The following is a 25,931-nucleotide window of genomic DNA, read 5'->3' on the forward strand; positions in this document are numbered from 1 at the left end:
TCGAGGTAAGCCGAAGAAATTGGCGTTGGTTGCAGCCATGCGCAAGCTCATCACCATTTTGAACGCGCGAATGCGCGAAGCCTTACAGGCTTCGGCGCAAATCGCGTGAGGAACACAGTTGCTACAAAGGCTATCCAATAAAAAAGGCCGCACTCGAAAGAGCGCGGCCTTTTTCGTTGCGGCGTTACGGAATCAGACTTCGTCCAGTTCCGCTTCTGCTTCGGGTTCCACGTTCAGCGTCGCCTTGACCTGATCGTGACGACGGATGAACTTCCAGTCCGCCTCGTCGATGTAGATGCCGTTCGGCCCACTGCCGCCTTCCAGGTCGATGGCCACCTGGGCCGATACCTGCGGTTTCACACTGGCCAGGATCGGCACGAAGCCCAGTTGCAGGCTGGTTTCCAGCAATGCCGCCTGGTTGCGTTCGTCGATGTCCGCCGCCTCGTCGAGGTAGTAGGGCAGGCGGATGCGCCCGGCCTGGTCGCGGTCCATCAAGTGCAGCAACAGGTACATGTTGGTCAGCGCCTTGATGGTCATGGTGGTGCCGTTGGATGCCGCGCCATCGATGTCAGTGTGGATCACTGGCTGGCCGTTGACCTTGGTGATCTCGAAGGCCAGCTCGAACAGGTCCTTCAGGCCCAGCTGGTTGTGGTTGGCCGCCACCAGCCGCGCCAGGTACTCCTTGGCCTCTTCGTTCTTGTTGTCCTGCTCGGCGCTCTGGCTCAGGTCGAACACCGACAGGGTCTCGCCTTCCTCGTACTGGCCGGCGCTGTGGATGATCTGATCAATGTGCTTGAGGGCTTCCTTGTTCGGCGCCAGGACGATGCGGAAGCTCTGCAGGTTGGACACCTGGCGCTTGTTGATCTCGCGGTTGAACAGCGCCAACTGGTGTTCCAGGCTGTCGTAGTCGCTGCGGATATTGCGCAGGGTCCGGGCGATGTCGGTTACCGCCGCGCGACGCGCCTTGCCCAGGGTCAGGGCCTCGTCGGTGCGGTGGGCGTAAGCGTTGATCAGCAGTTGCAGACGACGCTCGACGTCATCCTCGCTGTCGAACTTGGCCACGCCCTTGAGGCGTACCTGGGCATACAGCGCCTCGATCTGCCCGTCGACCCGCTGCAGGCCCTGCCAGCTGTCTTGATAGTCGTTGAGCAGCGGCAGCAGGTTGTCCATGGAGTCGTCCACCGGGTCCATGAACGGCGTGCCGAACGGCAGGTCGGCCGGCAGCAGCTGACGGCGGCGCAGGGCGTCGTCGAGGGTGCGCTGCTTGGCTTCCATGTCGGCGATCTGCCGGCCCACCAATTGCAGCTTGGCCGACAGTTGCTGGACGCGTTCGGTGAAGGCATCGCTGGAGCGCTTGAGTTCGTCCTGGGCGGCTTCCATCTGCGCCAGCTGTTCCAGCTTCTCGCCTTCCTCGGCGCTCAGGGTCTGGGCGCGGCGGAAGTCTTCCAGGGCCTTCTGCGCATCCAGCACCTGCTGGTACAGGGCTTCGGTCTGGGTCTTGCTCGCGGCGCGGTCGGCGGCCACGGCGGCCTGGGTCTTGAGCTGCTTGAGTTCCTTTTCCAGGCGCTCTTTCTGATCCCGCAGGGCGGCGCGGTCGGCCAGGGCCTGCAAGGCCGGCGGCTCGATGTGGGAGATGTCGATGGACAGCCCCGGCACTTCGAAACGCTCGCCCTTGAAGCCGTCGAGGATCAGCTCCACCGACTTCACCCACTGGCCATCCTCGTCCAGCGAGATGCCGTGCTCGCCCAGGGGCAGGCTGAACAGCGCGCTGTTGAACAGGCGCATCAGGCGTTCCACGTCCTGCTGGGAGAACTCCTCGCGCAGCCGGGCGTAGCTGTTGTTGTCGGCATGATCGAGCTGCTGCTTGACCGACTTCAGGCGTTTTTCCAGGTCCCGCAGGCGCTCTTCCAGGTCTTCGGCGGAGAACTGCCGGGACTGGGCCAGGGCGCCGGCCAGCTCATCGTGAGCATCCTTGGCCGCCAGCAATTGCTGTTCCAGGACCTTGACGTCGTCCACCAGGGCGAAGCGGTGCTTGAGCACCGACAACTCGCCGAGCCAGCGCTGGGTGCCGGTGATTTCCCGCTCCAGGCGCATCATTTCCTGAGTGCTGCTGCGCTGGTCGTTCTGCAGCGCGTCCTGCTCGTTGCGGTAGTGCTCGGCCTGGAGGGTCAGCTCTTCCTTGCGCGCGCCGGCATAGTCCGACCAGGTGCCCAGCAACGAATCCAGCAGCGGCGACAGGCGGTGCAGCTTGCCGCGCAGAATGTCCCGCTGCTTCACGCCGTTGGCCAGGGCTTCCACCAAAGGACCGGCGGCCACCAGGGAGTTGTAGTCCTGCTCCATGCGTCGCACATCGCGGAAGGCTTCGTCGCAGGCGGCGATGTAGTCGACGCTGCCGGAGCGCAGGCTGTGCTCGAAGGCATCGAGGAACAGTTGCTTGAGCTTGGCCGCGGTGATCTCGCGCATGTGCAGCAGGTTGATGAACAGCGCGCGGAAGGTCTTCAGGCTCTGCTCGCTGGTGGAGCGCAGCGGGATCAGGGTCAGGTCCAGGGGAATCGAGGTGTGGCCACCCACCAGCAGACGCCGCAGTTCATCAGGCTTGAGTTCATAGGCCTTGAGGCCCTGGCGCTCCAGGTTGGTGAACAGCTCTTTCTGCCGCAGGCAGGTGTCGTCCTTCTGGTAATGCGCCAGGTCAAGCTGGCCGGCGTAGGCGAAGAACTGGTGGCCGAAGCCGCCGCCCGGGCCGCGCCCGACCACGCCGATCACGTGGGGGCCGTGGGGCAGCGAGACTTCCACCAGGATGTAGCTGGTGTCGGAGGCGAAGTAGAAGCGCCGCGACTGTTCCAGGCTGTACTTGCCGAAGCTCATGTCCGACATGCGCGCCAGAATCGGGAATTGCAGGGCGTTGATCGACGCCGACTTGCCCAGGTTGTTGGCCCCGTAGACCGACAGCGGCTCTTCCAGGGGGAACAGGCCCAGGCTGTAACCGGCGGTGTTCAGTAGGGCAAAGCGGCGGATGCCGTAGCGTTCCTTGCTCATGCGTCGAGCTCCTGTTCTTCGGCGATGGCCCGGGCCAGCGCGTCTTCTTCACTTTCTTCGGACTCGTCGAATTCGCTCAGGTCCAGCGGGTCATCGGTCTGCAGCAGTTTTTCGTCGCTGTCGTCGTCCACCAGCACCGGAGTCGGCAACGGCAGTACGCTGTGCAGGCTGGCGGCCAGGTCGCGGTCCTGCTGCACCGACAGGCAGACGTCGAGGAAGCGGTGCATCGGCGGCAGGAAGCGGTAGATGCCCGGTTCCTCGGCGGCAAAACCCAGCTGTGTCATGCGGCGCATGATTTTCTCTTCCAGTTCTTCCTGGGTCTGCACTTCGGCCTGGATGAACAGGTCGCGGTATTTCTCCAGCAGCGACGGCAGTTCGTCGCGGCCGAGGCTACCGCCATCGAGCACGGCAATCGGGTCGCGGCCCTGGTCGGCCAGGTGCTCCACCAGGATGAAGGTGAACAGCGCCAGGCGCTGGGCGGTCTTGTTCACCTGGGCGGCGGCATTGTCCGGCACGAAGTAGTAGAAACCCCGGGTGTCGCACACCAGTTCGAAGCCCAGGGCCTTGAACAGGGTGCGGTACTGGTCCTGGAAGTTCGACAGTTGGGCGTACAGCTCCGGGTCGCGGCGGCTGACGTGGTAACCCTTGAACAGCTCGCGGAAGATCGGCGCCAGCTGGGACAGTTCGGAAAGATCAAGATGCATTGGCGTTGCTCGCAGAATGCTCGGCGGCGTCATCGCGGGCCGAGAGCAGGGCGAAGGAGCGCAGGCTGACCTGATGCTCCTGGGTGTGGTAGTCGCGGCGTTCGAGGCGCTCGCGCTTGAAGCGTTTTTCCCGGGACAGGCGCGAGAACCAGTACAGCAGTTCGTCGGTGGCGCCATCCGGCTCCTGGTCCAGCAGCCAGCTCATCAGGTCCGGCATCGGCAGGGCGTCTTCGCAGCGTTCGAGCATTTCCCGAACCGTGCGCGGCGCCTTGGGGGCCAGGCCCTTGTGGGTCTTGTGGGCCTTGGGGAAGCGCGCCGGCTTGGGCTCGAAGCGGGCCAGGGCGTAGACATAGGCTTCCACCTGGCCGGAGCTGCCGAGGAAGGTGCTCTGCGGACGGGTGAACAGCGGCATCGCCGCCTGGGGCACTGCGTCGATGCCCTTGCGCCGGATCGCCGCCAGGGCCAGGGCCGCGCCACGGGTCACGGCGTTGTGCCGGCGGGCTTCCTCGCGCAACGGCAGCAGCAGTTCCCGGGCGTGGCGCAGGGTCAACTGGGCGCTGGTCTGCATTTCCAGGATCCGCGCGTGGGTGCGCAGCAGCATGTCGTCGTCCACCAGGTGGCCCAGGCGCTGCTGTTCGGTGAGCAGGCGCAGCAGGACGTTTTCCACCTTGCGCACGCCCTGCTCGAAGGCACCGTCGGCGTTCACCAACTGGATCATCGGTTCGACGTATTCGTCCCAGGTGGCCAACACCTCGGCGTAGCGCTGGCGCAGGGGAATCTGCCGGTCGCTGGTCTTGGCCCGCTCAGCCACGGCCACCAGGGCCTGTTCGTCGTTGGCGAGTTTTTTCAGAACATCGCGCACGCGCATGTCCAGCAGCCGCAGCTGGCGCGCCAGGTCGTTGCCGTCGCGCACGTCGAAGGCGTCCTGGATATAACCGGCCAGGCGCTCCAGGTGGCGCAGGTAGGCTTCGATTTCCAGGCACAGGCCCAGGCGGTGCTCACGGCGCAGGTAGGCGAGAAAGTCGTGGATCTGCGCGTTGAGCTCGAAACGGTTCGGGCTTTTCGCCACCGGGACCAGGATGTCCAGGCGTATCCATACGTCCAGCAGGTGGGTGATGTCCTGGGGCGTGCTGTCCAGTTGTTGTGCAGCCAGCTGTGAACGCAGTTCGGCAAGACTCAGGGTGCCTTGGTCGAAGTGCTCGCACAGCGGCTCTAGAAGTGCCCAGTGTTCGGCGAGGGCGCGCAAGACGCGCTTGGGTTCGATCATCGGAATGGCCGGCTGGTTGGCAATGAAAAGCGGCGATTGTACTGCATCAGGGGGCCGACGATTCACCCCCGGGCCCAGGTATGAGACGGACAGTCGCTTTTGTGGGCAATCAACAGCAGGCGATCTTTGCCGAAGGACGGTAGAATCCCCCACCTCAGTTATCCACAAGTGGCCGACCTTTGCTTATCGAGTCCCGTCGTCGCGCTTATCTGTCCGCCATGCAGGTGGTCAGCTGGTTGCCGCGCAGCGAATTGCCCTTTGCCGCCCCTTCGCGCCCCGAGTTGCTGGCCTTGCCGGAGCCCGAGGTGCAGGCGCCGCCTGCCCCGGTGGTCGAAGCCAAAGCCCCGGCAGCGCCGGCGGCCAGGACCGGCGAGCGGCCGAAAATCGAGGTGCCGCGCCCTTCCACCGCGCCTGCAAAGTCAGCCAGCAAGCCGGTGGCCGATGGCGAAGAAGCCCCGGCTCCGGTGGTCAAGCCGCCAGTGGTGCCGCCGCCGCGCTTCGCCCTGCAACTGTTGCGGGCCGGCCGTTGCCTGCTGCTGGTGGAGTTACCCACAGGGGAAGCCTTCCAGAGCCGCGACCCGGCCTATCTGCTGCTCAAGGACATGCTGCGCGCCGCCGGCCTGCCGGACAGCCCGCAGATCCTCGCCGAGCCGGTGCGCTGGCCGATGCTGACCCGGGGCAACCTCGACCAGGGGCCTGAAGCCGCCCGCGACTTCGTCCAGGCCTTCGTCGGCGTGCGCATCGAAGAAGAGCCCTGCGTCTGCCTGTGGCTGATCGGCCTGCCGGCAGTACGTTTCGCCGGGGAAGCCAACGCTGAATCCTACAACCGTGAACTGCAGGTCGAAGGCCTGGGTTCGGCCTGGGCCTTGCCCGGCCTGGAACTATTAATGGAAGAGCCACAGCGTAAGGCTGATGTCTGGCAAGCCATGCGTCGCTTGATGACGCGCTGGAAAAGCACTGATGAGCAGAATGACCGATGAGTGACGCGTTGACCTTCCGCCTGGCCACCGAGGCGGACCTGGATGCCATCCTGAAAATCGAATATGCCGCGTTCAGTCACCCCTGGACCCGGGGCATTTTCATGGATGCCTTCAAGTCCTACGAAGTCTGGCTGATGTTCGAAGGCAGCCAGCAAGTGGGCCACGGGGTCATCCAGGTGATCATCGACGAAGCCCATTTGCTGAATATCACCGTCAAGCCGGAAAGCCAGGGCCGCGGCCTGGGCCTGCGTTTGCTGGAAGAGCTGATGAAGCGCGCCTACCAGAAGAATGCCCGGGAGTGCTTCCTCGAAGTGCGTTCCAGCAACCAGACCGCCTATCGGCTGTACGAACGTTATGGCTTCAATGAAGTCGGGCGTCGCCGCGACTATTACCCGGCCGTGGGTGGCCGCGAAGACGCCCTGGTGATGGCCTGCACCCTGGTCGACTGAGCCTGCAACCAGCACGCAGGCCGCCGTAGGAGCTGGCTTGCCAGCGAAGGCGCCATTCGCGGCGAGGTATGGCTTGAGGGCCTCTTCGCCGGCAAGCCGGCTCCTACGGGAGAGGGCGTCGTTAAATGTGGCGCCAGGCTCAGGGGTTGCCGTCCAGCGGGTCGCGACGCGCCAGTTCGGCTTCATCCAGACCACTGCCACCCCCAATGTCCGTGGCATCGACAATACTCAGATCCCAGTCCGTCGGTTTATCGGCCCCGACTTCCCGGGCAGAACGGGCCCCATCCTCGCGGATCAGGGTTTCCGGGCTCAGGTCATCGTCGATCGTCTCGGGCTGGGGCGCGCTGAAGGGGCGTCGTGATTCGGTCATGGCGATTGCTCATACTTCAGGGGCTTGCAGGGTGGACCCACAGCCCCGGTGAAGATTCCCCGGCAGGGATAACCGGTATCTGCAGTTATTGGCGTGACCTCGACGGGCGCACGTCTGTCATACCTGCGCATCATTCTTGAGGCTTCCCAGCATGAACGAACTACAAAATCTGATTGATAACAACGCGCGTTGGGCCGAAGCGATCAAGCAGGAAGACCCGGAGTTCTTCTCCAAGCTGGCTCGCCAGCAGACTCCGGAGTACCTGTGGATCGGCTGCTCGGACGCCCGGGTGCCGGCCAACGAGATCGTCGGCATGTTGCCGGGCGACCTGTTTGTGCACCGTAACGTGGCCAACGTCGTGCTGCACACCGACCTCAATTGCCTGTCGGTGATCCAGTACGCGGTGGATGTACTCAAGGTCAAACACATCCTGGTTACCGGCCACTATGGCTGCGGCGGTGTGCGCGCCTCGATGCAGGATCGCCAGTTCGGCCTGATCGATGGCTGGCTGCGTTCGATTCGTGACCTGTACTACGAGCACCGCGAGGCGCTGGCAAAACTGGCCACCGAAGAAGAACAGGTCGACCGCCTGTGCGAGCTGAACGTGATCCAGCAAGTGGCCAACGTCGGCCACACCAGCATCGTGCAGAACGCCTGGCATCGCGGGCAGAGCCTGTCGATCCACGGTTGCATCTACGGGATCAAGGACGGTCGCTGGAAGAGCCTGGACACGACCATCAGCGGTTTCGAACAGCTGCCACCGCAATATCGCCTGCGTCCCCTCGGCGCCGTCTGAATGCGGGCTGGCCGCTGCGTGAAGACGCAGCGGCCAGCGGCGGACTTCAGAGGTGCGGCACCTCGGTGCTTGGCGCCGGTGCTGGAGCCTTGAGCTGCTTGAGCTGGGTCGTGACCGGTGCACTGCTGCACTTGGCCGCGGCCTGCTGCTCGGTCAGCTTGCGTACCGAGGTGTAGAACAACTCGCAGGTCTGCTCTTTCTGGGTCACCTGCCAGGTCTGGGTGCAACTGCTGAGCAGGGTGCTCGGATCCGTCCCCGGCTTGCTGCCCATGCCGGCCTGCCAGCAGGCCGCGCTCAAATCCTGTCCCATGACTTTCAGCCCGGCGGCGTCGGCCTTGGCCTCGTCGTTGTCATAGTTGGCCGGGTCCGCCGCGTACCAGATGTAGCTCGGGTGGTTGGCGCCCAGGACCGGTACCTTCACCCCTTCGCTGGGGCTGATCTGCGCCAGGCCCAGCACATTCACCGTCACCCCGTATTGCTGCTTGAGCCAATTGCGCACCGGCGTGCCGAAAGCCACCATCGGCAGGGCCGCGCCGCTGGCGGTCTGGCTGACCTGCTTGACCATGGTGGTCTGGTAACTGTTGAAGTAGCCGTAGACCCCTTCCAGGCTCTTGCCGGCGCTGGAAGGCGCAGCGATCGGCGCGATATCGACGATGGTCTGGTAGGCCGGAGTCTGCTCGGCGGCGATGCCGTTGACGGTGAGCAGCGAGGTCCAGCGGTCGGTGGTGGCCGATTCCAGATAGTCCTGGAAGTGGGTCAGCGAATAGTCAGGCGGGAAGTGCAGCAGCTCCACGCTCTTGCGGTTTTCCAGGGCCATGCCCAGGGGCAGGAACAGATACCAGCTGTATTCCCAATGACCGTCGCTGTTGAGCTGGCTGGCGCCTTTGTAGGCCAGGTCGCCGGCATCGAGCAGGGCGCTCAACGGCTTGTCGTAGCCCTGGGGCACGCCGCTGATGGAGGCCACGACCTTGTCGCTGACGGTTTTGACGCTGACCTTGGCCGTGCTGTAGCCGTCACGCTGCACGCTCTGGGTCAGGTAGTGAGCCACCGTCTCCTCAAGGGTCCAGTTGCGATAGCAGATCACGTTGCAGTTGTTGGGGTAGGCGAACAGTTGGGTGACGCGCTGGGGGCTGCCCAGGTCGACCTCGACATCGGCTCGGGCCGTCGTACTCAAGGCGGCAGCGGTCAGCGCGAGGGTGATTCCTGCGAATTTGAACATGCTCAGATCCTTTTCAGCGTGAACCCCTCCACGGGGGCTATTCATACTGGAACACCGCCGTGGATAGAGAAAGACAACGGGTAAAAAATCTGCCCCCCATGTACGGGGCTCAGCCCGGTAGCAGCCGGGTCAGCGGGAAGGCCGGGTAGAACACCTGGCAAGCGCGGATGACGCCGACCATCAGCAACAAGAAAACCGGTTGCCAGGGACTGAAGTGCGACCAGTGCAAGACGCTCAGCCAGGGGTGCTTGAGCCTGAATGCTTCGCTCACCTGGCCGATGCGCTTGTGGTGCAGGACGCCAATCAGGGTAAAGCCCAGATACGTCAGCATGCCCAGCAGGCCGAGCAGGCTGGCGAACAGCGCCAGCAAGGCGAGGAAGGGAATACCGTGGCGCAGTAGCCTTCGATACGGCGGCCTGTGCAGCGATTTCGGTATCAGGCGTTCACTCAGCCACAGGTCCAGATCAAGCATGCGCAGCGCCAGGGCGTTCCAGGCGGTCAGGGCCAGCAGCCCGAGCACTGCCGCCAGCCAGCCGCCCAGTGCCGCCAAGATGGCCGCATGCAAGGGCGGGTCGTGGCGCTCCTGAATGAAAAACAGGGTCAGCGCCAGCGCGATGCCCAGCCAGGCTCGCACCCATGTTTCACCCGTCGTGGAGGGTTGCGGCATGAATTTCTGCCAATAGAACACGTCACTCTGGGGCAGGCGTTCGATCAGTTGAGGGAAGCGCCAGGTCAGGGTCTGTGCCAACTGCTGGCAGGCTTGCCATTCATTCTGGGTAAAGCCGCGGGTGAGATTGCGCTGTTGGCGCGGGGACAGGGGCTTGGCGAGCAGTTGCGCCGCCAGCACCTCCGGCGCCCAGCTGTGCTCCTGCTGCAGCTTGTTTTGCAAGTCCTGGTAGAAGGCCTCCTGCTCACAGCGCTGGACCAGTTGTTGCCAGATCCAGGCCGGCTCCGGAATGGCGCCTCGTTGTTCATCCCAGCCGAACACTTGGCAGACCCGCTCGAACAGGGGAACGCTCCACTGTTGCTCGTTGAGCAGTATCAACACCGTGCTTTGCCATTGCAGACGGTGATCGAAAATCTGCAGCCAGGGCCGTTCGCTGTATTGCGTCAACTGCGCCAGGAACGCCCGTTCCTGGTTGGCCTGCAGCTGTTCTTCCAGGGCCTGGCGGTAATAGCTCAGCAGGGCATCCACCAGCGAGCGTTGTTGCGTCTCGCTCATCGACAGGCTTTGCCAGGGCGTCAGCCAATCCAGATGTCGAACCGCCCAATCGACCAGGGGCGCGCGCTGTTCCGGGTGCTTGCAGCAATGCTCCAGCAGCAGGTTCTGGAAGTCCTGGGCGCATTCCCGGGCCTGAGCCTCCGGCCAGCGTTGCGGCAGGTTCTCCAGGGTCAGGCCCTTGAGCAGGGCCTGTGTCGGTGTTGGCGCGACAGCGGCTGCAGGCATGGACGCCAGGGGCGGGCTCATTTCAACCAGGCCCGACCAGGCCTGCAGGTTGTCCCCAGGCAGAGCCGCGGCGACGGGCTCGGCACAACCGTCGTCGGTTTCGTCTTCCCGCCAGCGGGCCAATTGCAGCGCCCGCTCATAAGCCTCGCGCAGGCGCTGGAAGCCTTCGGCATCTTCATCGGGGCGGGTGGTTTTCAGGCGTTTGGCGTAGCTGCGCTTGATGCTGCGCTCATCGGCATCGTCCGGCAGATCCAGCAGGGTCCAACAGTCCATGTCGCCGCTCCTCAGTGCCAGTGGCCGTTTTCCAGCCTCTGCAACTGTTCACTGAGCTGGTTGCGCACTTCGCGGATCTTGCGCTCGTCCTGGGTGTCCAGCACTTGCTGGAACTGCCCGGCCCAGTAACCGATCTGTTCGCGCAATTCCCCCAGGCTTTCCTGATACAGACGTTCCAGGCGGGCACTGAGCAGGGTGTTGACCTGCTGGTCGCGGGGATGAACCTTGAGTTGCTCCAGGGCCTTGAGCCGCTGCTGGATTTCTTCCGGGGTCAGCACGCCGGGGTTGTTCTCGATCACCAGGGAGCGGCTTTCACCGGTCAGGGGAATGCTCACCTGGGCTTCCAGCAGGCCGTTGATGTCATAGGTGAAACGCACGTCCAGCGAGACTTCGCCGGCCGGGCGCTTGGGCACCTGCATTTCCAGCTGGCCGAGGGCGACGTTGTCGCGCACCAGGCGGCTCTCGCCCTGGAAAATCTTCAGCAGCACCTGTTCCTGGTTGTCGTGCAGGGTCTGCACGGTCTTGACCCGGCTCACCGGCACCACGCTGTTGCGCTCGATGATCGGCAGGTAGTGCCCGCCCTCGATCTGGTTGCCGTACTGCTGGGAGGTTTCGATGCCCAGGGTGTAGGAGCAGACGTCGGTCAGCACCACTTCCTCCAGGGCCGCGGAGCGTGCCTTGAGGGCGGCCTGGACCGCCGCGCCCTGGGCCACCACTTCGTCGGGGTCGAGGCTGATGGACGGAAAGCGCCCGAACAGCCCCGCCGCCAGCTTGCGCACCAGGGGCATGCGGGTGGCGCCACCCACCAGGAGGATTTCATCCAGGTCGCTGACGCGGATGCGCGCGTCGCGCAGGGCCCGCTCGATGGGCGCCCGCAGGCGTTCCAGCAGGGGCGTATAGAGGCTGGCCAACTGCGCCTGGGTGATGGTCTGGGACCATTGCCGGCCATCGACCCGCAGGCTGAACTCGGCGCTGGGTTCCTGGCCCAGGGCACGGCGTACCCGTTCGGCTTCGCGGCGCAGGGCCTGGAGCACGCTCTGGCGCTCGGGAAAGTCCGCCGTCCGGCCTTGCTGCTCGATGAAGTGCTCCAGCAGCAGGCTGTCGAAATCTTCGCCGCCGAGGAAGTTGTCTCCGGCGCTGGCGCGGACTTCCATGACCCCGTCGAACAGCTCCAGGATCGACACGTCGAAGGTGCCGCCGCCGAGGTCGAAGACCAGGAACGAGGTTTCCTTGTCGCGCTGGTGCAGGCCGTAGGCCAGGGCCGCCGCGGTGGGTTCGTTGATCAGCTTTTCCACCTTCAGCCCGGCCAGCTCGCCGGCAATCCGCGTGGCCTTGCGCTGGGCATCGCTGAAATAGGCCGGCACGCTGATCACCGCTTCTTCCACCGGCTCGCCGTAGGCGCGCTCGACGTCCTCCTTGAGGCTCTTGAGCACCAGGGCCGAGAGTTCTTCCGGACGGAACAGGCGATCCCCCAGGCGCACTTCGGTGGCGCTGCCCATGTAGCGCTTGAACAGTGCGGTGGTCAGTTGCGGGTGGGTGTGCAGGCGCTCCTTGGCGGCTTGCCCCACCAGCACCCGGCCCTCATCGTCCAGGCCCACCACGCTGGGGGTGAGCAACTGGCCCAGGGCGTTGGGCACCTGCTCGCTGGCGGTGTCGCGCCAGACCGCCACCAGACTGTTGGTGGTCCCCAGGTCGATGCCTACGATCATGACGACGAACTCCCTTTCCAATCGGAAAACTGATGAAACAAATAAGTGGCGCGCAGGATATTACCCGTCGGGTGGATGGGTAAAGTGCGTGATGTCACATGGCTATTATTGGCGCCGTTGCCGCAGGGCCGAAGCCGCTCTTGAGCTTCGGCCCTGCGCTGGCTGGCGGGCCCGTTGCGGGCCCCGCCGGGGTCAGACGCTGAAGTGCAGGGCGTTGGTCAGGTCGCCCATGGGCTTCTGGCCCCGGGCGATCATGGCCTCGTCGCGTTCCTTGATGCCGTCCAGGGTTTCCAGCTGGAACACCCGGGTGATCAGCCGCAGGATCGAAGCGGTGTCATACACCGTGTGATCCACCGTGCCCTTGCGGGCGAACGGCGACACCACCAGCGCCGGAATCCGCGTGCCCGGGCCCCAGCGATCGCCCTGGGGCGGTGCCACGTGGTCCCACCAGCCGCCGTTTTCGTCGACGGTGACGATCACCACCATGTTTTTCCATTGCGGGCTTTCCTGCAGCACTTTCAACGCGCGGTCGATGTGCCGGTCGCCGGCGGCCACATCGGCATAGCCGGCGTGCAGGTTGAGGTTGCCCTGGGGTTTGTAGAAGGTCACCGCGGGCAGCTTGCCGGCTTCGGCGTCGGCGAAGAACTTGTTGGTGCTCGACTCATCCCCCAGGCCGCCGTCGCGCAGGCGCTTGGCGCGCTCGGCGGGGTTTTCCGGGCCCTGGCGCAGGAAGTAGTTGAACGGCTGGTGGTGGTACTGGAAGTTGGGGATCTTGGGAATCCCGCCGGAATCCTTGAACTGTTCCAGGGTCGCCTGCCAGGCGCCGCCGTACCAGGCCCAGTCGACGTTGTTCTTCGACAGCTTGTCGCCGATGTGTTCGTGGGTCTGCGGCACCAGCACGCTGGGCAGGTCGGGCTTGGCGTAGTCCGGGCGCTCCGGGTCGCGGATCCAGGTCGGCCAGTAGGGCGGGGCCATGGTGTTGACTGCGTAGCCGTCCGGGGTCAGGGCACTGGGGCCGAACTGCGGGGCGCCGTCCATGGCACTGGCCGGGGATTTGTCCAGGGGCTTGAGGCGGGTGCCTTTGGGGTCGTCGCCCTGCAAGGTGGCGATCTGCGACTTGGCCACCGAATTGGTGGCGTCCGGGTAGAACGGCACCTTGGCGCTGATCAGGTACTGGTGATTGAGGAACGAGCCGCCAAAGGTGCCCTGGAAGAAGTTGTCGCAGAGCACGAATTCCCGGGCCACATCCCACAAGCGCAGGGAATAGCGGGTCTGGGCGTAGTGGCCCATGGTCAAGGCGCCGGAGTCGGCCCAGGCCACGAAGCCGTCGTTCTTGCCGCCGTTGATCTGCATCTGGTTCTGGTAGAACAGGTGCCACAGGTCGCGGGTCACCAGGCCCAGGGGCAGGTCCTCGCCGCTGGGGCCCTTGAGGGCGAACGGCGCGTTGGGCAGGTTTTCCTGGAACTGGGTTTCCACCGGGTAGGTGACGCCGTCCAGGGTTTGCGGGCCGACCTGGAGAATGCCGCCCCAGACCGGTGGCAGTTTCGACAGCAGGCTGCCGTCACGGTCGCGCTGCTGGAACGCCTCGGGCTTGAGCGCCGACAAGGGCTTCTCCACCCCGGGGAAGTTGGCGAACAGGTTGTTGAAGCTGCGGTTCTCGGCGAACAGCACCACCACGTTCTTCACCTGCTCGCGCAGCGCCTTGTCCAGTTCTGCGGGAGACAGCGGTCGCTCCTGCGGTTTGCCTGCCGGCTCATCGGACTTGGCGCAGGCGCTCAGGGTGGCGCCAACCCCCAGAACGGCAACGCCGCCGAGGAAGCGGCGGCGGCTGGAATCGGTGGGCTGGTCGGCGGTGGTTTCGGGGAGGTCACGCTGATCGGTATCGTCGCTCATGTCGGGTCCTTGCTCGTCGATCTGAGAGTTCGTTACAAAATATTTCGGTCGCACGGTAGCAATCGAATATGACGCAAAGACTACATGAATGCTTCAAGAGTCCACTGCGATCGCTCGGGAATCGTCTGAAATCTGCGTCGAAACAGGATTGTCCACAGGCCCGCTGCGTTCAGCGGCAGCGGGCCTGCGGGCATTCAGGGAAGCACCGGCGGCAAGTACGCCAGGGTGGTGCCCAGGGCCCAGAGCAGCACCAGCACCAGGGGCGCGTGCACCAGCAGCTGGACGAAGGAGAAACCGATCAGGTCGCGGGCCTTCAAGCCCAGTACCCCCAGCAACGGCAGCATGTAGAAGGGGTTGATCAGGTTCGGCAGGGCTTCGGCAGCGTTGTAGATCTGCACCGCCCAGCCCAGGTGGTACTGCAGGTCATTGGCCACTTGCATCACATAGGGCGCCTCGATGATCCACTTGCCGCCGCCCGAGGGAATGAAGAAGCCCAGCACCGCCGAATACAGGCCCATCAGCAGGGCGTAGGTGTCGTGGGAGGCGATCTGCACGAAGAAGGTCGAGATGTGATGGGCCAGGGTCTGGCCGTCCACGCCCTTGACCACCGTCATCAGCGCGGCGATCGAGCCATACAGCGGGAACTGGATCAGCACCCCGGTGGTGGTGGGCACCGCCCGGGCCACGGCGTCGAGAAAGCTGCGCGGGCGCCAGTGCAGCAGGGCGCCGACCATCAGGAACAGGAAGTTGTAGGTGTTGAGCCCGGAAATCGCGGTGATCGCCGGCTTGGTGGCGAACTCGTGATACAGCCAGCCGGCGGCCAGCAGCGCCAGGAGCAGGGTCAGCAGCGGGCTGTACTCCAGCCACTCGCCGGGGCGGGTCCGCGGTTGCGGCTTGGGCATGCTGAAGCTTGGATCGACCCCGCAGGCCTGGGCATCCCGGGCACTGTTGGGGCCCGGGGCGGTGGCGTAGGCGACGATCAGCGAGACGACGATCAGGGCCAGCAGCAACACCCCCGACTGCCAGAGAAAGATGGTCTGGGTGAAAGGAATCACCCCGGTGATGGCCAGGATCGACGGCGGCAGGCTGCCCGGGTTGGCTTGCAACTGCGCGGCCGAGGACGACAGACCCAGGGCCCATACCGCGCCCAGGCCCAGGTAGGCGGCAGCGCCGGCGGCGCGGTAGTCCATGCGCAATTCGGTGCGCCGGGCCAGGGCCCGCACCAGGAGCCCGCCGAACACCAGGGACAGGCCCCAGTTGAGCAACGAGGCGACCATGGAAATCAGCGCCACCCAGGCCACCGCCGAGCGGCCGTTCTTGGGAATGCGCGCCAGCTTGTCGATCAGTTTCACCGCCGGTGGCGAGCTGGCCACCACATAACCGCCGATGACCACGAAGGCCATCTGCATGGTGAAGGGGATCAGGCTCCAGAAGCCGTCGCCGAAGGCCATGGCGGCGTCGGTGGGCTTGGCGCCCATGGCCAGGGTGGCCAGGGCGACGATGATCACCGCCAGCGCGGCAAACACCCAGGAGTCGGGAAACCAGCGTTCGGCCCAGTTCGAGCAGCGCAGGGCGAAGCGGGCGGAGCGGCTATCTTGAATATCAGCGGCCACGTGAATACCTCGGGTTTCTTATGTTTATAAGGAGGTCGGCCGCCCCAGGCTGAGGCGGCCGAGAACTGTGCAAGAATGCGGCAATTGCCACGGACTGCAAAGGATTCAACGTCGATGTCATTTCCCTCCGAAGAACGCGCCGCACTGCTCAAGATCAAGGGTGTTGGCCCGACAGTGGTCGGTCGCCTGGAACAACTGGGCATCACCTCCCTGGCCCAGCTGGCCGTCGCCGATGCCCTGGATATCGTGACCCAGGCCTCGGCTCTGGTCGGTTCCAGCTGCTGGAAAAACAGCCCTCAGGCCCGCGCGGCGATCCAGGCGGCCATCGCCATGGCCAAGGGCAACTGAAGCGGTGCAGCGCCAACCATCCTTCGCCTACCAGGCGGTCTACCGCTACCTGTCGCAGTGGATCGACAACGCCGCCAGCGATCAGGAGCAACGCTTGCCGTCACTGCGCGAGCTGGCGCAGCGGCTGAAGGTTTCCCTGTCCACCACCAAGTACGCCTACTCCCTGCTGGAGGATGAAGGGCGCATCCAGTCGCGGCCGCGCCAGGGCTATTTCACCCGGGCCCTGGCCGCGGCACCCTTGCCCGAAGCCGGGGCGGACCTGCTCGACAACCTCTATGCCCAGGCCCGCCAGCCGGGACGCCTGGCGCTGTGCAGCGACGCGCCGGCGATGCTGCTGTCCCTGGAACAACCCCTGCTGATGACCGAACGCGAACTGGCCCGGCAGTACCCGCGCAACTCGGCGCCGCTGTACCAGCCCCTGGGCGAACGGGAACTGCGCAGCGAACTGGCCCGGCGCTATACCCGCTCCAGCGGCGACTACTGGCAGGCCGACCAGGTGTACCTGGGGCCTGATCTGCGCAGTGTGCTGGAGTTGCTGTTGCAGACCCTGGACCTGGCCGGCAGCGTGGTGCTGGTGGAGTCGCCCTGCTCCTGGGCGATCTTGCGCCTGCTGCGGGCGGCGCGCTTGCGGATCATCGAACTGCCCCTGGACGGCGCCGGCCGCTTCGATCTGCAGCAGGTGCAGGCGTTGCTGCAGCGCGAGCCGGTGCGCCTGGCGGTGTTGTCCTCGACGGTGAATATCCCCCACGGCAGCCTGATGCCCGCGGTCGACAAACAGCAACTGTGCCGTTGGTTCAGCGAGCGCGGGATCTGGCTGCTGGAGAACGACAGCTACGGTGAATTCAGCTTTGTGCCGGGCGCCGCGCGCTATCGGGACTTTGCCGATCCGGAGCGCCTGCTGGTGTTCGCCTCCCTGGACAAGGCCGTCGGCGCCGAGGCGCCGTTGAGCTATCTGCTGAGCCGCAGCCTGGGCCCGCAATTGCAGCGCCAGTTTCTCGAACGTTCCTTTCGCCTGTCGCCGATCCGTCAGAAGGCGCTGGCACGGCTCTTCAGTTCCGGGCGGGTCGACCAGCACCTGGTGAAACTGCGGGGGCAACTGAGCCTGCGCATGCAACAGCTGCACCGGCTGCTGGAACAGCAGGCGGGCGGGCAATTGCATGCACCGCTGGCCGCCGGGGGCGCGACCTTGTGGGTCGAGGCGCGGCGCCCGGTGCTGATGACCCGGGTCTATGAGCGCCTGCTGACCGAGGGCATCGTCATTGCGCCGGGGGTCATCTTCAGTCAGCAGGGCTTGTGGCAGCAGCACCTGCGCCTGAGTTTCACCCTGGACTGGAGCAAGGACATCCAGGGCGCCCTTGGGCAACTGGCGCATGCGGTGAGTCAGGCGTCCTCAACCACCCCATAACAATGCTGCAGCCGCGGGAAGGCCTGCTCCCGCACTTCTGCGGCGAAGCGTTCGCAGGCCTGGCTGATCAGGGCGCCGGCATCGGCGTACTGCTTGACGAAGCGTGGCACCTGGGGCCCGCCCAGCCCCAGCAGGTCCTCGGTCACCAGCACCTGGCCGTCACAGGCCGGGGAGGCGCCGATGCCAATGGTCGGCATCGCTGAAAAGTCGCTGATGCGCCGCGCCAGGGGTTCGGCCACCCCTTCCAGCAACAGGCTGAAGGCACCGGCCTCAAGGTGGGCCCGGGCATCGGCCTCGATCTTGCCGGCTGCCTCGCTGTCGAGACCCTGGGCCTTGAACCCGCCCATCTGATTGACGAACTGCGGCATCAGGCCGATATGGGCCATCACCGGGATACCCCGCTGCACCAGGAACTCCACGGTGGGCGCCAGGGCCTGGCCGCCCTCCAGCTTGAGCGCGGCGCAACCGGTGCGCGCCATCACCTCGGCGGCATTGCGGTAGGCCTGTTGCGGGGATTCCTGATAGCTGCCGAAGGGCATGTCGGCGATCACGCAGGCCAGGCGGCTGCCGGCCACCACGGCGCGGGTGTGGGCGATGATCTCCGCCAGGCTCATGTCCAGGGTCGAGGTACGGCCGTAGCCGACCATGGCGGTGGAATCGCCGATCAGGATGAAATCCACGAAAGGGTCCATCAGCCGTGCCATGTGGCTGGTGTAGGCGGTGAGGGACACGATCTTCTGCCGGCCCTTCATGGCCACCAGTTGCGGGACGCTCAGGCGCTGGGTGCGGGTATGGCTGCTCATGACGACTTTCCTGATTCTGCTGGGGTGGGAAAGTGCCTGATTATTGGCCTGGAGCGCGGCCGTTCAAGGTACAGAAAATCGCGGAAAACCAGCCCAGGGCAGGGAACGGGTTGTTCCCCGGATCTTTTGCGTAGACCATGAGCGCCTTTGCTTTGTGCTGCCATCGAGTTGCGTTCATGACCCCTTCCACCGAGTCGTCGCCGGCGCGCTTTTCCCGCGCCGACTACAAGACCCTGGGCCTGGCCGCCCTGGGCGGAGCCCTGGAAATCTACGATTTCATCATCTTCGTATTTTTCGCCCTGACCCTGAGCCAGTTGTTCTTCCCCCCGGAAATGCCCGAATGGCTGCGCCTGCTGCAAAGCTTCGGGATCTTCGTCACCGGCTACCTGGCCCGGCCCCTGGGCGGCATTCTCATGGCGCATTTCGCCGACCGGCTGGGACGCAAGAAGGTCTTCAGCCTGAGCATCCTGATGATGGCGTTGCCCTGCCTGCTGATCGGAATCATGCCGACCTACGCCCAGATCGGCTATTTCGCGCCCTTGCTGCTGCTGGCGCTGCGGGTGCTACAGGGCGCTGCGGTGGGCGGTGAGGTGCCCAGCGCCTGGGTGTTCGTCGCCGAGCACGCGCCACGGGCCCATCGCGGCTATGCCCTGGGCTTCCTGCAGGCCGGGCTGACCTTCGGCTACCTGCTGGGCGCGCTGACCGCGACCCTGCTGGCGCGGGTCTTCAGCCCCGAGGAAATCCTCGACCACGCCTGGCGCTATCCCTTCCTGCTGGGCGGGGTGTTTGGCGTGATCGGCGTCTGGTTGCGCCGCTGGCTGAGTGAAACCCCGGTGTTCATGGCGTTGCAGGAGCAGCGCGAGAACGCCGCGGAACTGCCCCTGCGCACCGTGCTGCGCGAGCACCGGCTGGCGATCCTGCCGGCGCTGATCCTGACTTGCGTGCTGACCTCGGCGGTGGTGGTGTTCGTGGTCATCACCCCGACCATGATGCAGAAAAGCTTCGGCATGAGCGCCAGCCACACCTTTGCCCTGAGCAGCCTGGGCATCGTCTTCCTCAACATTGGCTGCGTGCTGGCGGGGCTGATCGTCGACCGCCTGGGCGCCTGGCGCACGGTGATGCTCTACAGCCTGCTGCTGCCCTTGGGCATCGCCGTGCTCTATGGCTGCCTGATCAGCGGCGGCACCTGGATCGGCCTGGCCTACGCCATTGCCGGCCTGGGTTGCGGTGTGGTGGGGGCGGTGCCCTCGGTGATGGTCAGCCTGTTTCCACCGCGGATTCGGGTGTCGGGGATCTCCTTCACCTACAACATCGCCTATGCCCTCTGGGCCAGTACCACCCCGTTGCTGCTGATCGCCCTGATGCCCTGGAGCCCGTGGATCTGCGTGATCTATTGCGCGCTGATGGGCGCAGTGGGGGTGATCAGTGCCGGTTACTTCGGCGGCCGCGTGGGCGAGGAGCTGCCGCTGGCGCGAGGATCCTGCGCCGTGGATCAGGGGTAGGAAATTTCTTCATCAGCTTGTGATCAAGCGAAACAGCGAGCTAGAGCCTTCGCCAAAAGGCCGATGAATCTACCCTGAAAACGGGCTGAAAAATGGCTTTCAGCCCTTGGTTTTTTCCCGCTAATCTCTCGGAAAAACGCGGCCCGCGCCAGGGTTTCCGGGAGCTGTCTTGATTCGTTCGACGCTGTGTTCCTTGCGAAATTTCTCCGCCCTCGCCCCACTGCTGCAAGTGGCGCTGGTGAGCTTTGTGCTGGGGCTGGTGTTCGTCCTGATCGAGGCCTGGACCAGTACCCTGGTGGACTATGGCCTGGAAGGCGCCAGCCCCGACAGCCTCAGTGCCCGAGTGGTCAGGGTGGAGGCGGGGGCGCTGCTGGTCGAAGACCTCGATAGCGGCGAACGCCAACGCTTGCGCTTGAGCCCCGAGCTGACCCGGCTCCAGGTGCCGCTCGCACAACTACCCGGACAGCCCCTGGTGCTGAGTCATCTGCGGGGTTACCTGCTGGGTTGTACCCGCGACGATCAGCCCTGGTGCGTTGCCCGGTGTGACAGCGCCGAGCAATGCCAGCAGCGCCTGCGCGAGCGCGAATCCTGCCTGGGCATGCTGGGTTTCGCCTGGCTCGGCAGCCTGGTGTGCCTGCTTGCCCATGGCCTCGGCTCCCGCCGGTTCTATCGGCATTCGGCGCCCTGATGGCGCTTTTGCGGGCAAGCCCGCCGCTACCGGCGCCATCGCCTAGCAGCCGGCTCGCCGGCGAAAGCGGCCGCCGAGCCTTGCACCATTGCGCATGACCCGGCGGGCGGCTATTCGGGCAGCAGTTGCTCCAGGTAGCGGGTACGTTCGTTGCTCAGGCGGGTCACGCAACGGTTGATCAGGGTGACGTGGGCCGGTTTGCCCGGCGCCACTTCGAAGGCCTCCAGCACGCAGGTGCTGTCGCGGTACTTGATCCAGGCCCGCTGCGCGTTCTTCAACTTGCCGAGGTATTCCTGCTCTTGCAGCAGGCTGCTGGGATACAGGTTGTGCACCCGTGCCAAGAGCGCCTGATAGCTCTGATTGAGGGCATTGTCGGCCCGTTCCTTGTCTTGCTGGGCACAGCGATCGACCTGTTCGCTGACCTCGATGTGGCTGCAGTCCAGCGGGGCGGCCCGGGCGGCAGGCGATCCGCCGCCAACCCCGAGCAGCAGGGCCACAGCGAGGCCGAAGATCCAGGGCTGATGATGCATGACGGTCCCTTCGCGCTGAGAGTGGAGCGGGCATTCTACAGCGCCGCCGTCGATGCAGAAGAGGGTGGCCGCGGGCCCGGGCTTCGGGTGCGGCGCCCGGTTCGCTCGGTACGGCCGCCCACTGATGTCCGGCGGATGAGCGCAAGATGACAATTCGCTTATCCAGCCGCGATCCCTCGGACAATCGAACTATCATCAGGCCGACGCTTTTCAGCCACAGGAGCATGTTCCATGGGTGCAGGACACCAACACGGCCAGGCGCGGGCCGGGCATGAACGCAAGTTGTGGATGGCCCTGGGGCTGACCGGCAGCTTCATGCTCGCCGAAGTCATCGGCGCCTTTGTCACCGGCAGCCTGGCGTTGCTCTCGGATGCCGCGCACATGCTCACCGACACCCTGGCCCTGGCCATTTCCCTGGTGGCGATCCAGGTGGCCAAGCGCCCGGCGGACCGCAAGCGCACGTTCGGCTACGCGCGTTTCGAAATCCTCGCGGCGGCCTTCAATGCCTTGCTGCTGTTCGTGGTGGCGTTCTACATCCTGTTCGAGGCCTGGCAACGCTTGCAGGCTCCGGCCGCGATCCAGTCCACGGGGATGCTGGTGATCGCCGTGCTGGGGTTGATCGTCAATTTGATCGCCATGGGCCTGCTGGCCTCGGCCAGCAGCCAGAGCCTCAACGTCAAGGGCGCGTACCTGGAAGTGTGGAGTGACATGCTCGGTTCATTGGGGGTGATTGGCGCGGCCCTGGTGATCATGTTCACCGGCTGGGGTTGGGTCGACTCCCTGGTGGCGGCGGCCATCGGCTTCTGGGTGCTGCCAAGGACCTGGACCCTGCTCAGGGAGAGCATGAACGTGCTGCTGCAAGGGGTGCCGGACGGGGTCGACATCGAGCTGGTGGAGCAGGCCATTCGCGGCGTGCCCGGGATCGGCGACGTGCATGACCTGCACATCTGGGCCCTGACCAGCGGCAAGAACGTGCTCAGCGCGCATCTGGTGGCGCACCTGCAGGGGCGCGACGAGCAGGCGATCCTGGCCGAGGTCACCGAGCTGCTGCAGGAGCGCTTCGAGATTGCCCACGTCACCTTGCAGGTGGAGCAGGTGGGGTTTCACCAGCAGGTGCATGAACATTGAAGGAGCAGCGCGCGCCCAGGAGCTGGCGCCCCCGCGAACCCGGCCTCGCGCCTCAGTCGCGTTCTTCGAGGACGTAACCCACGCCGCGCAAGGTGTGGATCAGCTTGCGTTCGAACGGGTCGTCGATCTTCGCCCGCAGGCGGCGGATCGAGACTTCCACCACATTGGTGTCGCAATCGAAGTTCATGTCCCAGACAAAGGAGATGATCTGGGTTCGCGACAGCACCACGCCGCTCTGGCGCATCAGCAGGTGCAGCAGGGCGAACTCCTTGGTGGTCAGGTCGATGCGCTGTTTGCCGCGAAAGGCCCGGTGGCGGCTCTGATCCAGTTCCAGGTCGGCAACGCGCAACACATCCGGCACCGGTTTCTGTTCGCTGCGGCGCATCAGGGTGCGGACCCGGGCCAGCAACTCGGGAAACTCGAACGGTTTGACCAGGTAATCATCGGCGCCCAGATCCAGGCCGCGAATCTTGTCCGCCAGTCGGCCCTGGGCGGTCAGCATCATGACCCGGGTGCTGCTGTTCTGGCGGATCTGGGACAGCACTCCCCAGCCGTCGATCTGCGGCAGGTTGACGTCGAGAATCACCAGGTCATAGGCGTGCTGACGGGTCAGGTGCAGGCCATCCGCGCCGGTATTGGCGCAATCCACCACATAACCGCTTTCGGTCAGTCCCTGATGCAGGTACTCGGCGGTTTTGAGTTCGTCTTCGATAACCAGGATGCGCATGCGAGTGAAGTTCTCGGTGGATAACGGGCAGTAAGGAAAGTTGTTGAAAGCGGCGCTGAAGATGCGCGGCGAGTGTGCTCGGTCATATGCACTTTGAACGATCTGCAAGTTGATGGGGGATCGCTTTAAAGCGTGCACTGCACTTGCTTTCAATGCCCGGATATTAATACAGAACCTTGAGCCAGAGCCTTGGCTAACGGATTTGTAATCTTTGCGCCACTCTGCTGATAACCGCTGAAAGTTACCCTGGGTTGAACTTGAAACTCATTCTGCCAATGGGCGCAGTGTTGCAGTTTCATATCGATCGGGGCCCTCTTTGTATATCCCGCGATATGTTCCGCGCCGCTTTGCAGAAACTTTGCCTCACCAGGGGCCGGAACCTGTTATGCCGACTTTCCCGAGAACACCCGCCCGGGCTGCGCCGACCTGCCGCTTACTGCTGTGGCTGGTCCTGGCGGCCGCGCCGCTGAGCGTTGCCCAAGCCTCCGTCCTGAGCCTGGACAGTGCCCTGGCCAAGGCCATGGCCAACAACCCCGAACTGGCTGCCGCACGCTGGGAGATCGATATCGCCCAGGGCGCCCGGCAACAGGCCGGGTTGCTGCCCAACCCGGTGCTCTCGGTGGACGCCGAGGACACCCGCAGGGATTCGCGCACCACCTCGGTCAAGCTCAGTCAGGCGCTGGAACTGGGTGGCAAGCGTGGCGCCCGGGTGGAGGTGGCCAGTCGTGGCCAGGAGCTGGCCGCCCTGGAGCTGGAGCGACGCGGCAATCAGCTGCGGGCCGATGTTCTACAGGCTTACTACGCTGCGTTGCAGGCCCAGGAGCGCACGCAACTGGCCGGGCGCTCGCTGGCCCTGGCCGAACGCGGGGTGAACGTGGCCCAGGGGCGGGTCAATGCCGGCAAGGCTTCGCCGGTGGAAGCCACCCGGGCCCAGGTGCAACTGGCCGAGGTTCGTCTGGAACTCAGCCGTGGACAGATGGAGCAAGACATTGCCTATCAGCAACTGGCCAGGATCACCGGCAGCGCCGCCACGGACTTCTCGGCGGTGCAGCAGCCGTCCCGGGCGCTGACCACGCTGCCAGCCTCGGCGCAGTTGTTGAGCCGCTTGCCGGAGACGGCGGAGTTGCGCCTGGCGGAGCAGGAAATCGTTCAGCGCGAGGCATCCCTGGGGCTGGAGAAGGCCCAGCGGATTCCCGATCTGGACGTCAGCATCGGCAGCCAGTACGACGCCAGCGCCCGTGAGCGGGTCAATCTGCTGGGCCTGTCCATGCCGTTGCCGCTGTTCAACCGCAACCAGGGCAATCTGCTGTCCGCCGCGCGCCGCGCCGATCAGGCCCGGGACCTGCGCAACGCCACGGAGCTGCGCCTGCGCAGTGAAACCCGCCAGGCCCTGGAGCAATGGAGCACCGCCAGGGGCGAAGTGCAGGCCTTCAACCAGACCATCCTGCCCGCCGCCCAGCGCGCGGTGGACAGTGCCACCCGGGGCTTCGAGATGGGCAAGTTCAGTTTCCTCGAAGTACTGGACGCCCAGCGCACGCTGATCGGCGCCCGCAGCCAATACCTCGCCGCCGTGGCGCAAACCACCGATGCCTGGGTGCGGATCGAGCGCATCTACGGCGACCTCAGCCGCTGGTGAAAGCCGGGCTGCGGGGCCTGGTCTGCCTGCTTGCCCTGCTAATCAGCGATTGCAGTGCCGGGCCTGGGACGCCACCCGAGGAGCCGCCCCGGCACTGGTGTGTTCATGAATGGCATCGGGCCCTCGACGACTTTTTCTTTTCGCCTACCTCGTAAGGCGCTTCGCGCGCTGCCGAACCTCGATTCTCAGGAGTACCCATGGATAAAAAACGCAGCCTGATAATGGTCATGACCGCGGTGGTTGGCCTGGGAGCGGCGGCCCTGCTGTTGCCGGGCCTGTCCGCCCCCGGGGCGCCTGCCGGCGCCAAGCGGACGGATGTCGCCGAACCGGTCGGGCACGGCGCCGAGGAGCCCGAAGGTCACCTGGAGCTCAGCGCCGAGCAGATCCAGGCCGCCGGGATCGAGCTGGCCGAGGCCGGTCCGCGGCAGCTCAAGCGAGTGCTGAGCCTGCCGGGGGAAATCCGCTTCGACGAGGATCGCACCTCGCACATCGTGCCCCGGGCCGCCGGGGTCGTGGAGTCGGTGCAGGTCAATCTGGGGCAGTCGGTCAAGCGCGGCGAGCTGCTGGCGGTGATCGCCAGCCCGCAGGTGTCCGACCAGCGCAGCGAGCTGGCGGCCGCCGGACGGCGGGTGGAGCTGGCCCGTACCACCTTCGAGCGCGAGCGGCAGTTGTGGATCGATCAGATCTCCGCCGAACAGGATTACCTGCTGGCCCGCCAGAACCTGCAAGAAGCACAAATCGCCCTCGACAATGCCCGCCAGAAGATGAATGCCCTGAGTGGCAGCGCCCAGTTGGCGGGGGGCAATCGCTATGAAATGCGCGCGCCCTTTGATGGCGTGGTGGTGGAAAAGCACCTCAGCGTCGGCGAGGTGGTGAGCGAGAACAGTGCGGCCTTCACCCTCTCGGACCTGTCCCGGGTCTGGGCCACTTTCGGTGTGTTCCCCAAGGACCTGGGCAAGGTCCGGGTCGGCCAGCCCGTGAGTGTCAGCTCCAGCGAACTGGGGACCCAGGTCCAGGGCCAGGTGGCTTACGTCGGCAGCCTGCTGGGGGAGCAGACCCGGACCGCCACGGTGCGGGTGACCCTGGCCAACCCGAATGACGCCTGGCGCCCGGGGCTGTTCGTTGCGGTGCAGGTGGCCACCGAAGCCTTCGAGGCGCCGGTCAGCGTGCCGCAGAGCGCGATCCAGACCGTGGAGGACCGGCCGTCGGTGTTTGTCCGGGTGGCCGAGGGCTTCCAGGCCACGCCGGTGGTCACCGGTGCCGCCGATGACGGTTTCGTCGAGGTCCGCGAAGGGCTGGCGGCCGGAGCCCAGGTGGCCACCCGCGGCAGTTTCACCCTCAAGTCCGAACTGGGCAAAGGCACGGCCGACCACGGCCATTGATCGGTCACAGCAGAGAGTGCTTTCCC

21 protein-coding genes and 1 pseudogene are annotated in these 25,931 nt (G+C 65.1%); 10 read left to right on the top strand and 12 right to left on the bottom strand.

Annotated elements, in window-relative coordinates:
* Positions 1-192: 192 nt before the first annotated feature.
* From mksF to mksB, 3 genes are read right to left on the bottom strand one after another with little or no spacing between them, the layout of a single operon-like run.
* Positions 193-3,036 carry an Mks condensin complex protein MksF gene (gene mksF, locus DNK59_RS00010; RefSeq protein ID WP_110721895.1) on the bottom strand — a complete coding sequence of 948 codons (2,844 nt, stop codon included), beginning with the start codon at positions 3,034-3,036 and terminating at the stop codon, positions 193-195.
* The gene (gene mksE / locus DNK59_RS00015; RefSeq protein WP_047285462.1) at positions 3,033-3,740 is read right to left on the bottom strand and encodes an Mks condensin complex protein MksE; all 708 of its coding nucleotides are present in this window, start codon (positions 3,738-3,740) and stop codon (positions 3,033-3,035) included. Before mksE ends, mksF begins: the two co-directional genes overlap by 4 nt.
* Positions 3,730-5,007, bottom strand: a complete 1,278-nt coding sequence (mksB, locus tag DNK59_RS00020) for an Mks condensin complex protein MksB (RefSeq protein WP_167365623.1) — start codon at positions 5,005-5,007, stop codon at positions 3,730-3,732. The genes mksE and mksB overlap by 11 nt, the downstream gene beginning before the upstream one ends.
* A gap of 179 nt (positions 5,008-5,186) precedes the next feature.
* Here mksB and DNK59_RS00025 point away from each other — a divergent pair, with 179 nt between their 5' ends.
* A complete protein-coding gene (locus tag DNK59_RS00025) occupies positions 5,187-5,987 on the top strand; it encodes an energy transducer TonB (RefSeq protein WP_110721896.1) in 801 nt (266 codons plus the stop codon).
* Complete coding sequence (rimI, locus tag DNK59_RS00030; RefSeq protein ID WP_016963566.1) at positions 5,984-6,436, top strand: ribosomal protein S18-alanine N-acetyltransferase; 453 nt, start codon at positions 5,984-5,986, stop codon at positions 6,434-6,436. The genes DNK59_RS00025 and rimI overlap by 4 nt, the downstream gene beginning before the upstream one ends.
* 139 nt (positions 6,437-6,575) lie before the next feature.
* Here the strand turns inward: rimI and DNK59_RS00035 are convergent.
* Positions 6,576-6,767 (bottom strand): annotated as a pseudogene (locus tag DNK59_RS00035) (serine kinase/phosphatase); the annotation flags it as partial.
* Between the two features lie 190 nt (positions 6,768-6,957).
* Between DNK59_RS00035 and can the strand changes: the two are divergent.
* Positions 6,958-7,602: a carbonate dehydratase gene (can, locus tag DNK59_RS00040; protein ID WP_110721898.1), complete on the top strand. Its 645-nt coding sequence runs from the start codon at positions 6,958-6,960 to the stop codon at positions 7,600-7,602.
* Positions 7,603-7,648: 46 nt separating this feature from the next.
* On the opposite strand, the gene DNK59_RS00045 is transcribed toward can, so the two are convergent.
* The 5 genes from DNK59_RS00045 to DNK59_RS00065 all read right to left on the bottom strand — a co-directional run bounded on the left by DNK59_RS00045 (position 7,649) and on the right by DNK59_RS00065 (position 15,756).
* Positions 7,649-8,821 carry a hypothetical protein gene (locus tag DNK59_RS00045; RefSeq protein ID WP_110721899.1) on the bottom strand — a complete coding sequence of 391 codons (1,173 nt, stop codon included), beginning with the start codon at positions 8,819-8,821 and terminating at the stop codon, positions 7,649-7,651.
* 109 nt (positions 8,822-8,930) lie between these two features.
* The gene (locus tag DNK59_RS00050; RefSeq protein ID WP_110721900.1) at positions 8,931-10,541 is read right to left on the bottom strand and encodes a J domain-containing protein; all 1,611 of its coding nucleotides are present in this window, start codon (positions 10,539-10,541) and stop codon (positions 8,931-8,933) included.
* Between the two features lie 11 nt (positions 10,542-10,552).
* Positions 10,553-12,250, bottom strand: coding sequence for a molecular chaperone HscC (locus DNK59_RS00055; RefSeq protein WP_110721901.1), 1,698 nt, complete (start codon positions 12,248-12,250; stop codon positions 10,553-10,555).
* Positions 12,251-12,442: 192 nt separating this feature from the next.
* A complete protein-coding gene (locus tag DNK59_RS00060; RefSeq protein WP_110721902.1) occupies positions 12,443-14,143 on the bottom strand; it encodes an acid phosphatase in 1,701 nt (566 codons plus the stop codon).
* Positions 14,144-14,337: 194 nt separating this feature from the next.
* Positions 14,338-15,756, bottom strand: coding sequence for a short-chain fatty acid transporter (locus tag DNK59_RS00065; protein WP_092310120.1), 1,419 nt, complete (start codon positions 15,754-15,756; stop codon positions 14,338-14,340).
* A gap of 114 nt (positions 15,757-15,870) precedes the next feature.
* Between DNK59_RS00065 and DNK59_RS00070 the strand changes: the two genes are divergently transcribed.
* The gene (locus DNK59_RS00070) at positions 15,871-16,104 is read left to right on the top strand and encodes a helix-hairpin-helix domain-containing protein (protein WP_110721903.1); all 234 of its coding nucleotides are present in this window, start codon (positions 15,871-15,873) and stop codon (positions 16,102-16,104) included.
* A 4-nt stretch (positions 16,105-16,108) separates the two neighbouring features.
* The gene (locus DNK59_RS00075) at positions 16,109-17,509 is read left to right on the top strand and encodes a PLP-dependent aminotransferase family protein (RefSeq protein WP_110721904.1); all 1,401 of its coding nucleotides are present in this window, start codon (positions 16,109-16,111) and stop codon (positions 17,507-17,509) included.
* On the opposite strand, the gene panB is transcribed toward DNK59_RS00075, so the two are convergent.
* Positions 17,485-18,312 carry a 3-methyl-2-oxobutanoate hydroxymethyltransferase gene (gene panB / locus DNK59_RS00080; RefSeq protein WP_110721905.1) on the bottom strand — a complete coding sequence of 276 codons (828 nt, stop codon included), beginning with the start codon at positions 18,310-18,312 and terminating at the stop codon, positions 17,485-17,487. The genes DNK59_RS00075 and panB overlap by 25 nt on opposite strands.
* 176 nt (positions 18,313-18,488) lie before the next feature.
* On the opposite strand from panB, the gene DNK59_RS00085 reads away from it, so the two are divergent.
* Together DNK59_RS00085 and DNK59_RS00090 are read left to right on the top strand one after the other, a co-directional pair.
* Entirely contained in the window at positions 18,489-19,814 is a 1,326-nt protein-coding gene (locus DNK59_RS00085; RefSeq protein ID WP_092310132.1) for an MFS transporter, read from the top strand.
* 169 nt (positions 19,815-19,983) lie between these two features.
* On the top strand, positions 19,984-20,502 hold the full coding sequence (locus tag DNK59_RS00090) for a hypothetical protein (RefSeq protein WP_110721906.1): 519 nt from the start codon (positions 19,984-19,986) through the stop codon (positions 20,500-20,502).
* Positions 20,503-20,612: 110 nt separating this feature from the next.
* On the opposite strand, the gene DNK59_RS00095 is transcribed toward DNK59_RS00090, so the two are convergent.
* On the bottom strand, positions 20,613-21,032 hold the full coding sequence (locus DNK59_RS00095) for a lysozyme inhibitor LprI family protein (RefSeq protein ID WP_110721907.1): 420 nt from the start codon (positions 21,030-21,032) through the stop codon (positions 20,613-20,615).
* 231 nt (positions 21,033-21,263) lie between these two features.
* Here DNK59_RS00095 and DNK59_RS00100 point away from each other — a divergent pair, with 231 nt between their 5' ends.
* Positions 21,264-22,160: a cation diffusion facilitator family transporter gene (locus DNK59_RS00100; protein WP_110721908.1), complete on the top strand. Its 897-nt coding sequence runs from the start codon at positions 21,264-21,266 to the stop codon at positions 22,158-22,160.
* Positions 22,161-22,212: 52 nt separating this feature from the next.
* Here the strand turns inward: DNK59_RS00100 and DNK59_RS00105 are convergent, their stop codons facing one another.
* Entirely contained in the window at positions 22,213-22,887 is a 675-nt protein-coding gene (locus DNK59_RS00105) for a heavy metal response regulator transcription factor (protein WP_092310144.1), read from the bottom strand.
* A gap of 385 nt (positions 22,888-23,272) precedes the next feature.
* Here DNK59_RS00105 and DNK59_RS00110 point away from each other — a divergent pair, with 385 nt between their 5' ends.
* Complete coding sequence (locus DNK59_RS00110; RefSeq protein WP_110721909.1) at positions 23,273-24,523, top strand: TolC family protein; 1,251 nt, start codon at positions 23,273-23,275, stop codon at positions 24,521-24,523.
* A 197-nt stretch (positions 24,524-24,720) separates the two neighbouring features.
* Complete coding sequence (locus tag DNK59_RS00115; RefSeq protein WP_110721910.1) at positions 24,721-25,905, top strand: efflux RND transporter periplasmic adaptor subunit; 1,185 nt, start codon at positions 24,721-24,723, stop codon at positions 25,903-25,905.
* The last annotated feature ends 26 nt before the right edge of the window (positions 25,906-25,931 follow it).

This window comes from Pseudomonas sp. TKO26 (assembly GCF_003225665.1).
In the GTDB taxonomy this organism is placed as follows: Bacteria; Pseudomonadota; Gammaproteobacteria; order Pseudomonadales; family Pseudomonadaceae; genus Aquipseudomonas; species Aquipseudomonas saponiphila.

Bases quoted from the DNA above. Each gene is read 5' to 3' on its own strand.
- DNK59_RS00110 (WP_110721909.1), top strand. From the start codon at position 23,273: ATGCCGACTTTCCCGAGAACACCCGCCCGGGCTGCGCCGACCTGCCGC.
- rimI (WP_016963566.1), top strand. From the start codon at position 5,984: ATGAGTGACGCGTTGACCTTCCGCCTGGCCACCGAGGCGGACCTGGAT.
- panB (WP_110721905.1), bottom strand. From the start codon at position 18,312: ATGAGCAGCCATACCCGCACCCAGCGCCTGAGCGTCCCGCAACTGGTG.
- DNK59_RS00095 (WP_110721907.1), bottom strand. From the start codon at position 21,032: ATGCATCATCAGCCCTGGATCTTCGGCCTCGCTGTGGCCCTGCTGCTC.
- DNK59_RS00050 (WP_110721900.1), bottom strand. From the start codon at position 10,541: ATGGACTGTTGGACCCTGCTGGATCTGCCGGACGATGCCGATGAGCGC.
- DNK59_RS00100 (WP_110721908.1), top strand. From the start codon at position 21,264: ATGGGTGCAGGACACCAACACGGCCAGGCGCGGGCCGGGCATGAACGC.
- DNK59_RS00060 (WP_110721902.1), bottom strand. From the start codon at position 14,143: ATGAGCGACGATACCGATCAGCGTGACCTCCCCGAAACCACCGCCGAC.
- DNK59_RS00105 (WP_092310144.1), bottom strand. From the start codon at position 22,887: ATGCGCATCCTGGTTATCGAAGACGAACTCAAAACCGCCGAGTACCTG.
- can (WP_110721898.1), top strand. From the start codon at position 6,958: ATGAACGAACTACAAAATCTGATTGATAACAACGCGCGTTGGGCCGAA.
- mksE (WP_047285462.1), bottom strand. From the start codon at position 3,740: ATGCATCTTGATCTTTCCGAACTGTCCCAGCTGGCGCCGATCTTCCGC.
- DNK59_RS00085 (WP_092310132.1), top strand. From the start codon at position 18,489: ATGACCCCTTCCACCGAGTCGTCGCCGGCGCGCTTTTCCCGCGCCGAC.
- DNK59_RS00045 (WP_110721899.1), bottom strand. From the start codon at position 8,821: ATGTTCAAATTCGCAGGAATCACCCTCGCGCTGACCGCTGCCGCCTTG.
- DNK59_RS00115 (WP_110721910.1), top strand. From the start codon at position 24,721: ATGGATAAAAAACGCAGCCTGATAATGGTCATGACCGCGGTGGTTGGC.
- DNK59_RS00055 (WP_110721901.1), bottom strand. From the start codon at position 12,250: ATGATCGTAGGCATCGACCTGGGGACCACCAACAGTCTGGTGGCGGTC.
- mksF (WP_110721895.1), bottom strand. From the start codon at position 3,036: ATGAGCAAGGAACGCTACGGCATCCGCCGCTTTGCCCTACTGAACACC.
- mksB (WP_167365623.1), bottom strand. From the start codon at position 5,007: ATGATCGAACCCAAGCGCGTCTTGCGCGCCCTCGCCGAACACTGGGCA.
- DNK59_RS00070 (WP_110721903.1), top strand. From the start codon at position 15,871: ATGTCATTTCCCTCCGAAGAACGCGCCGCACTGCTCAAGATCAAGGGT.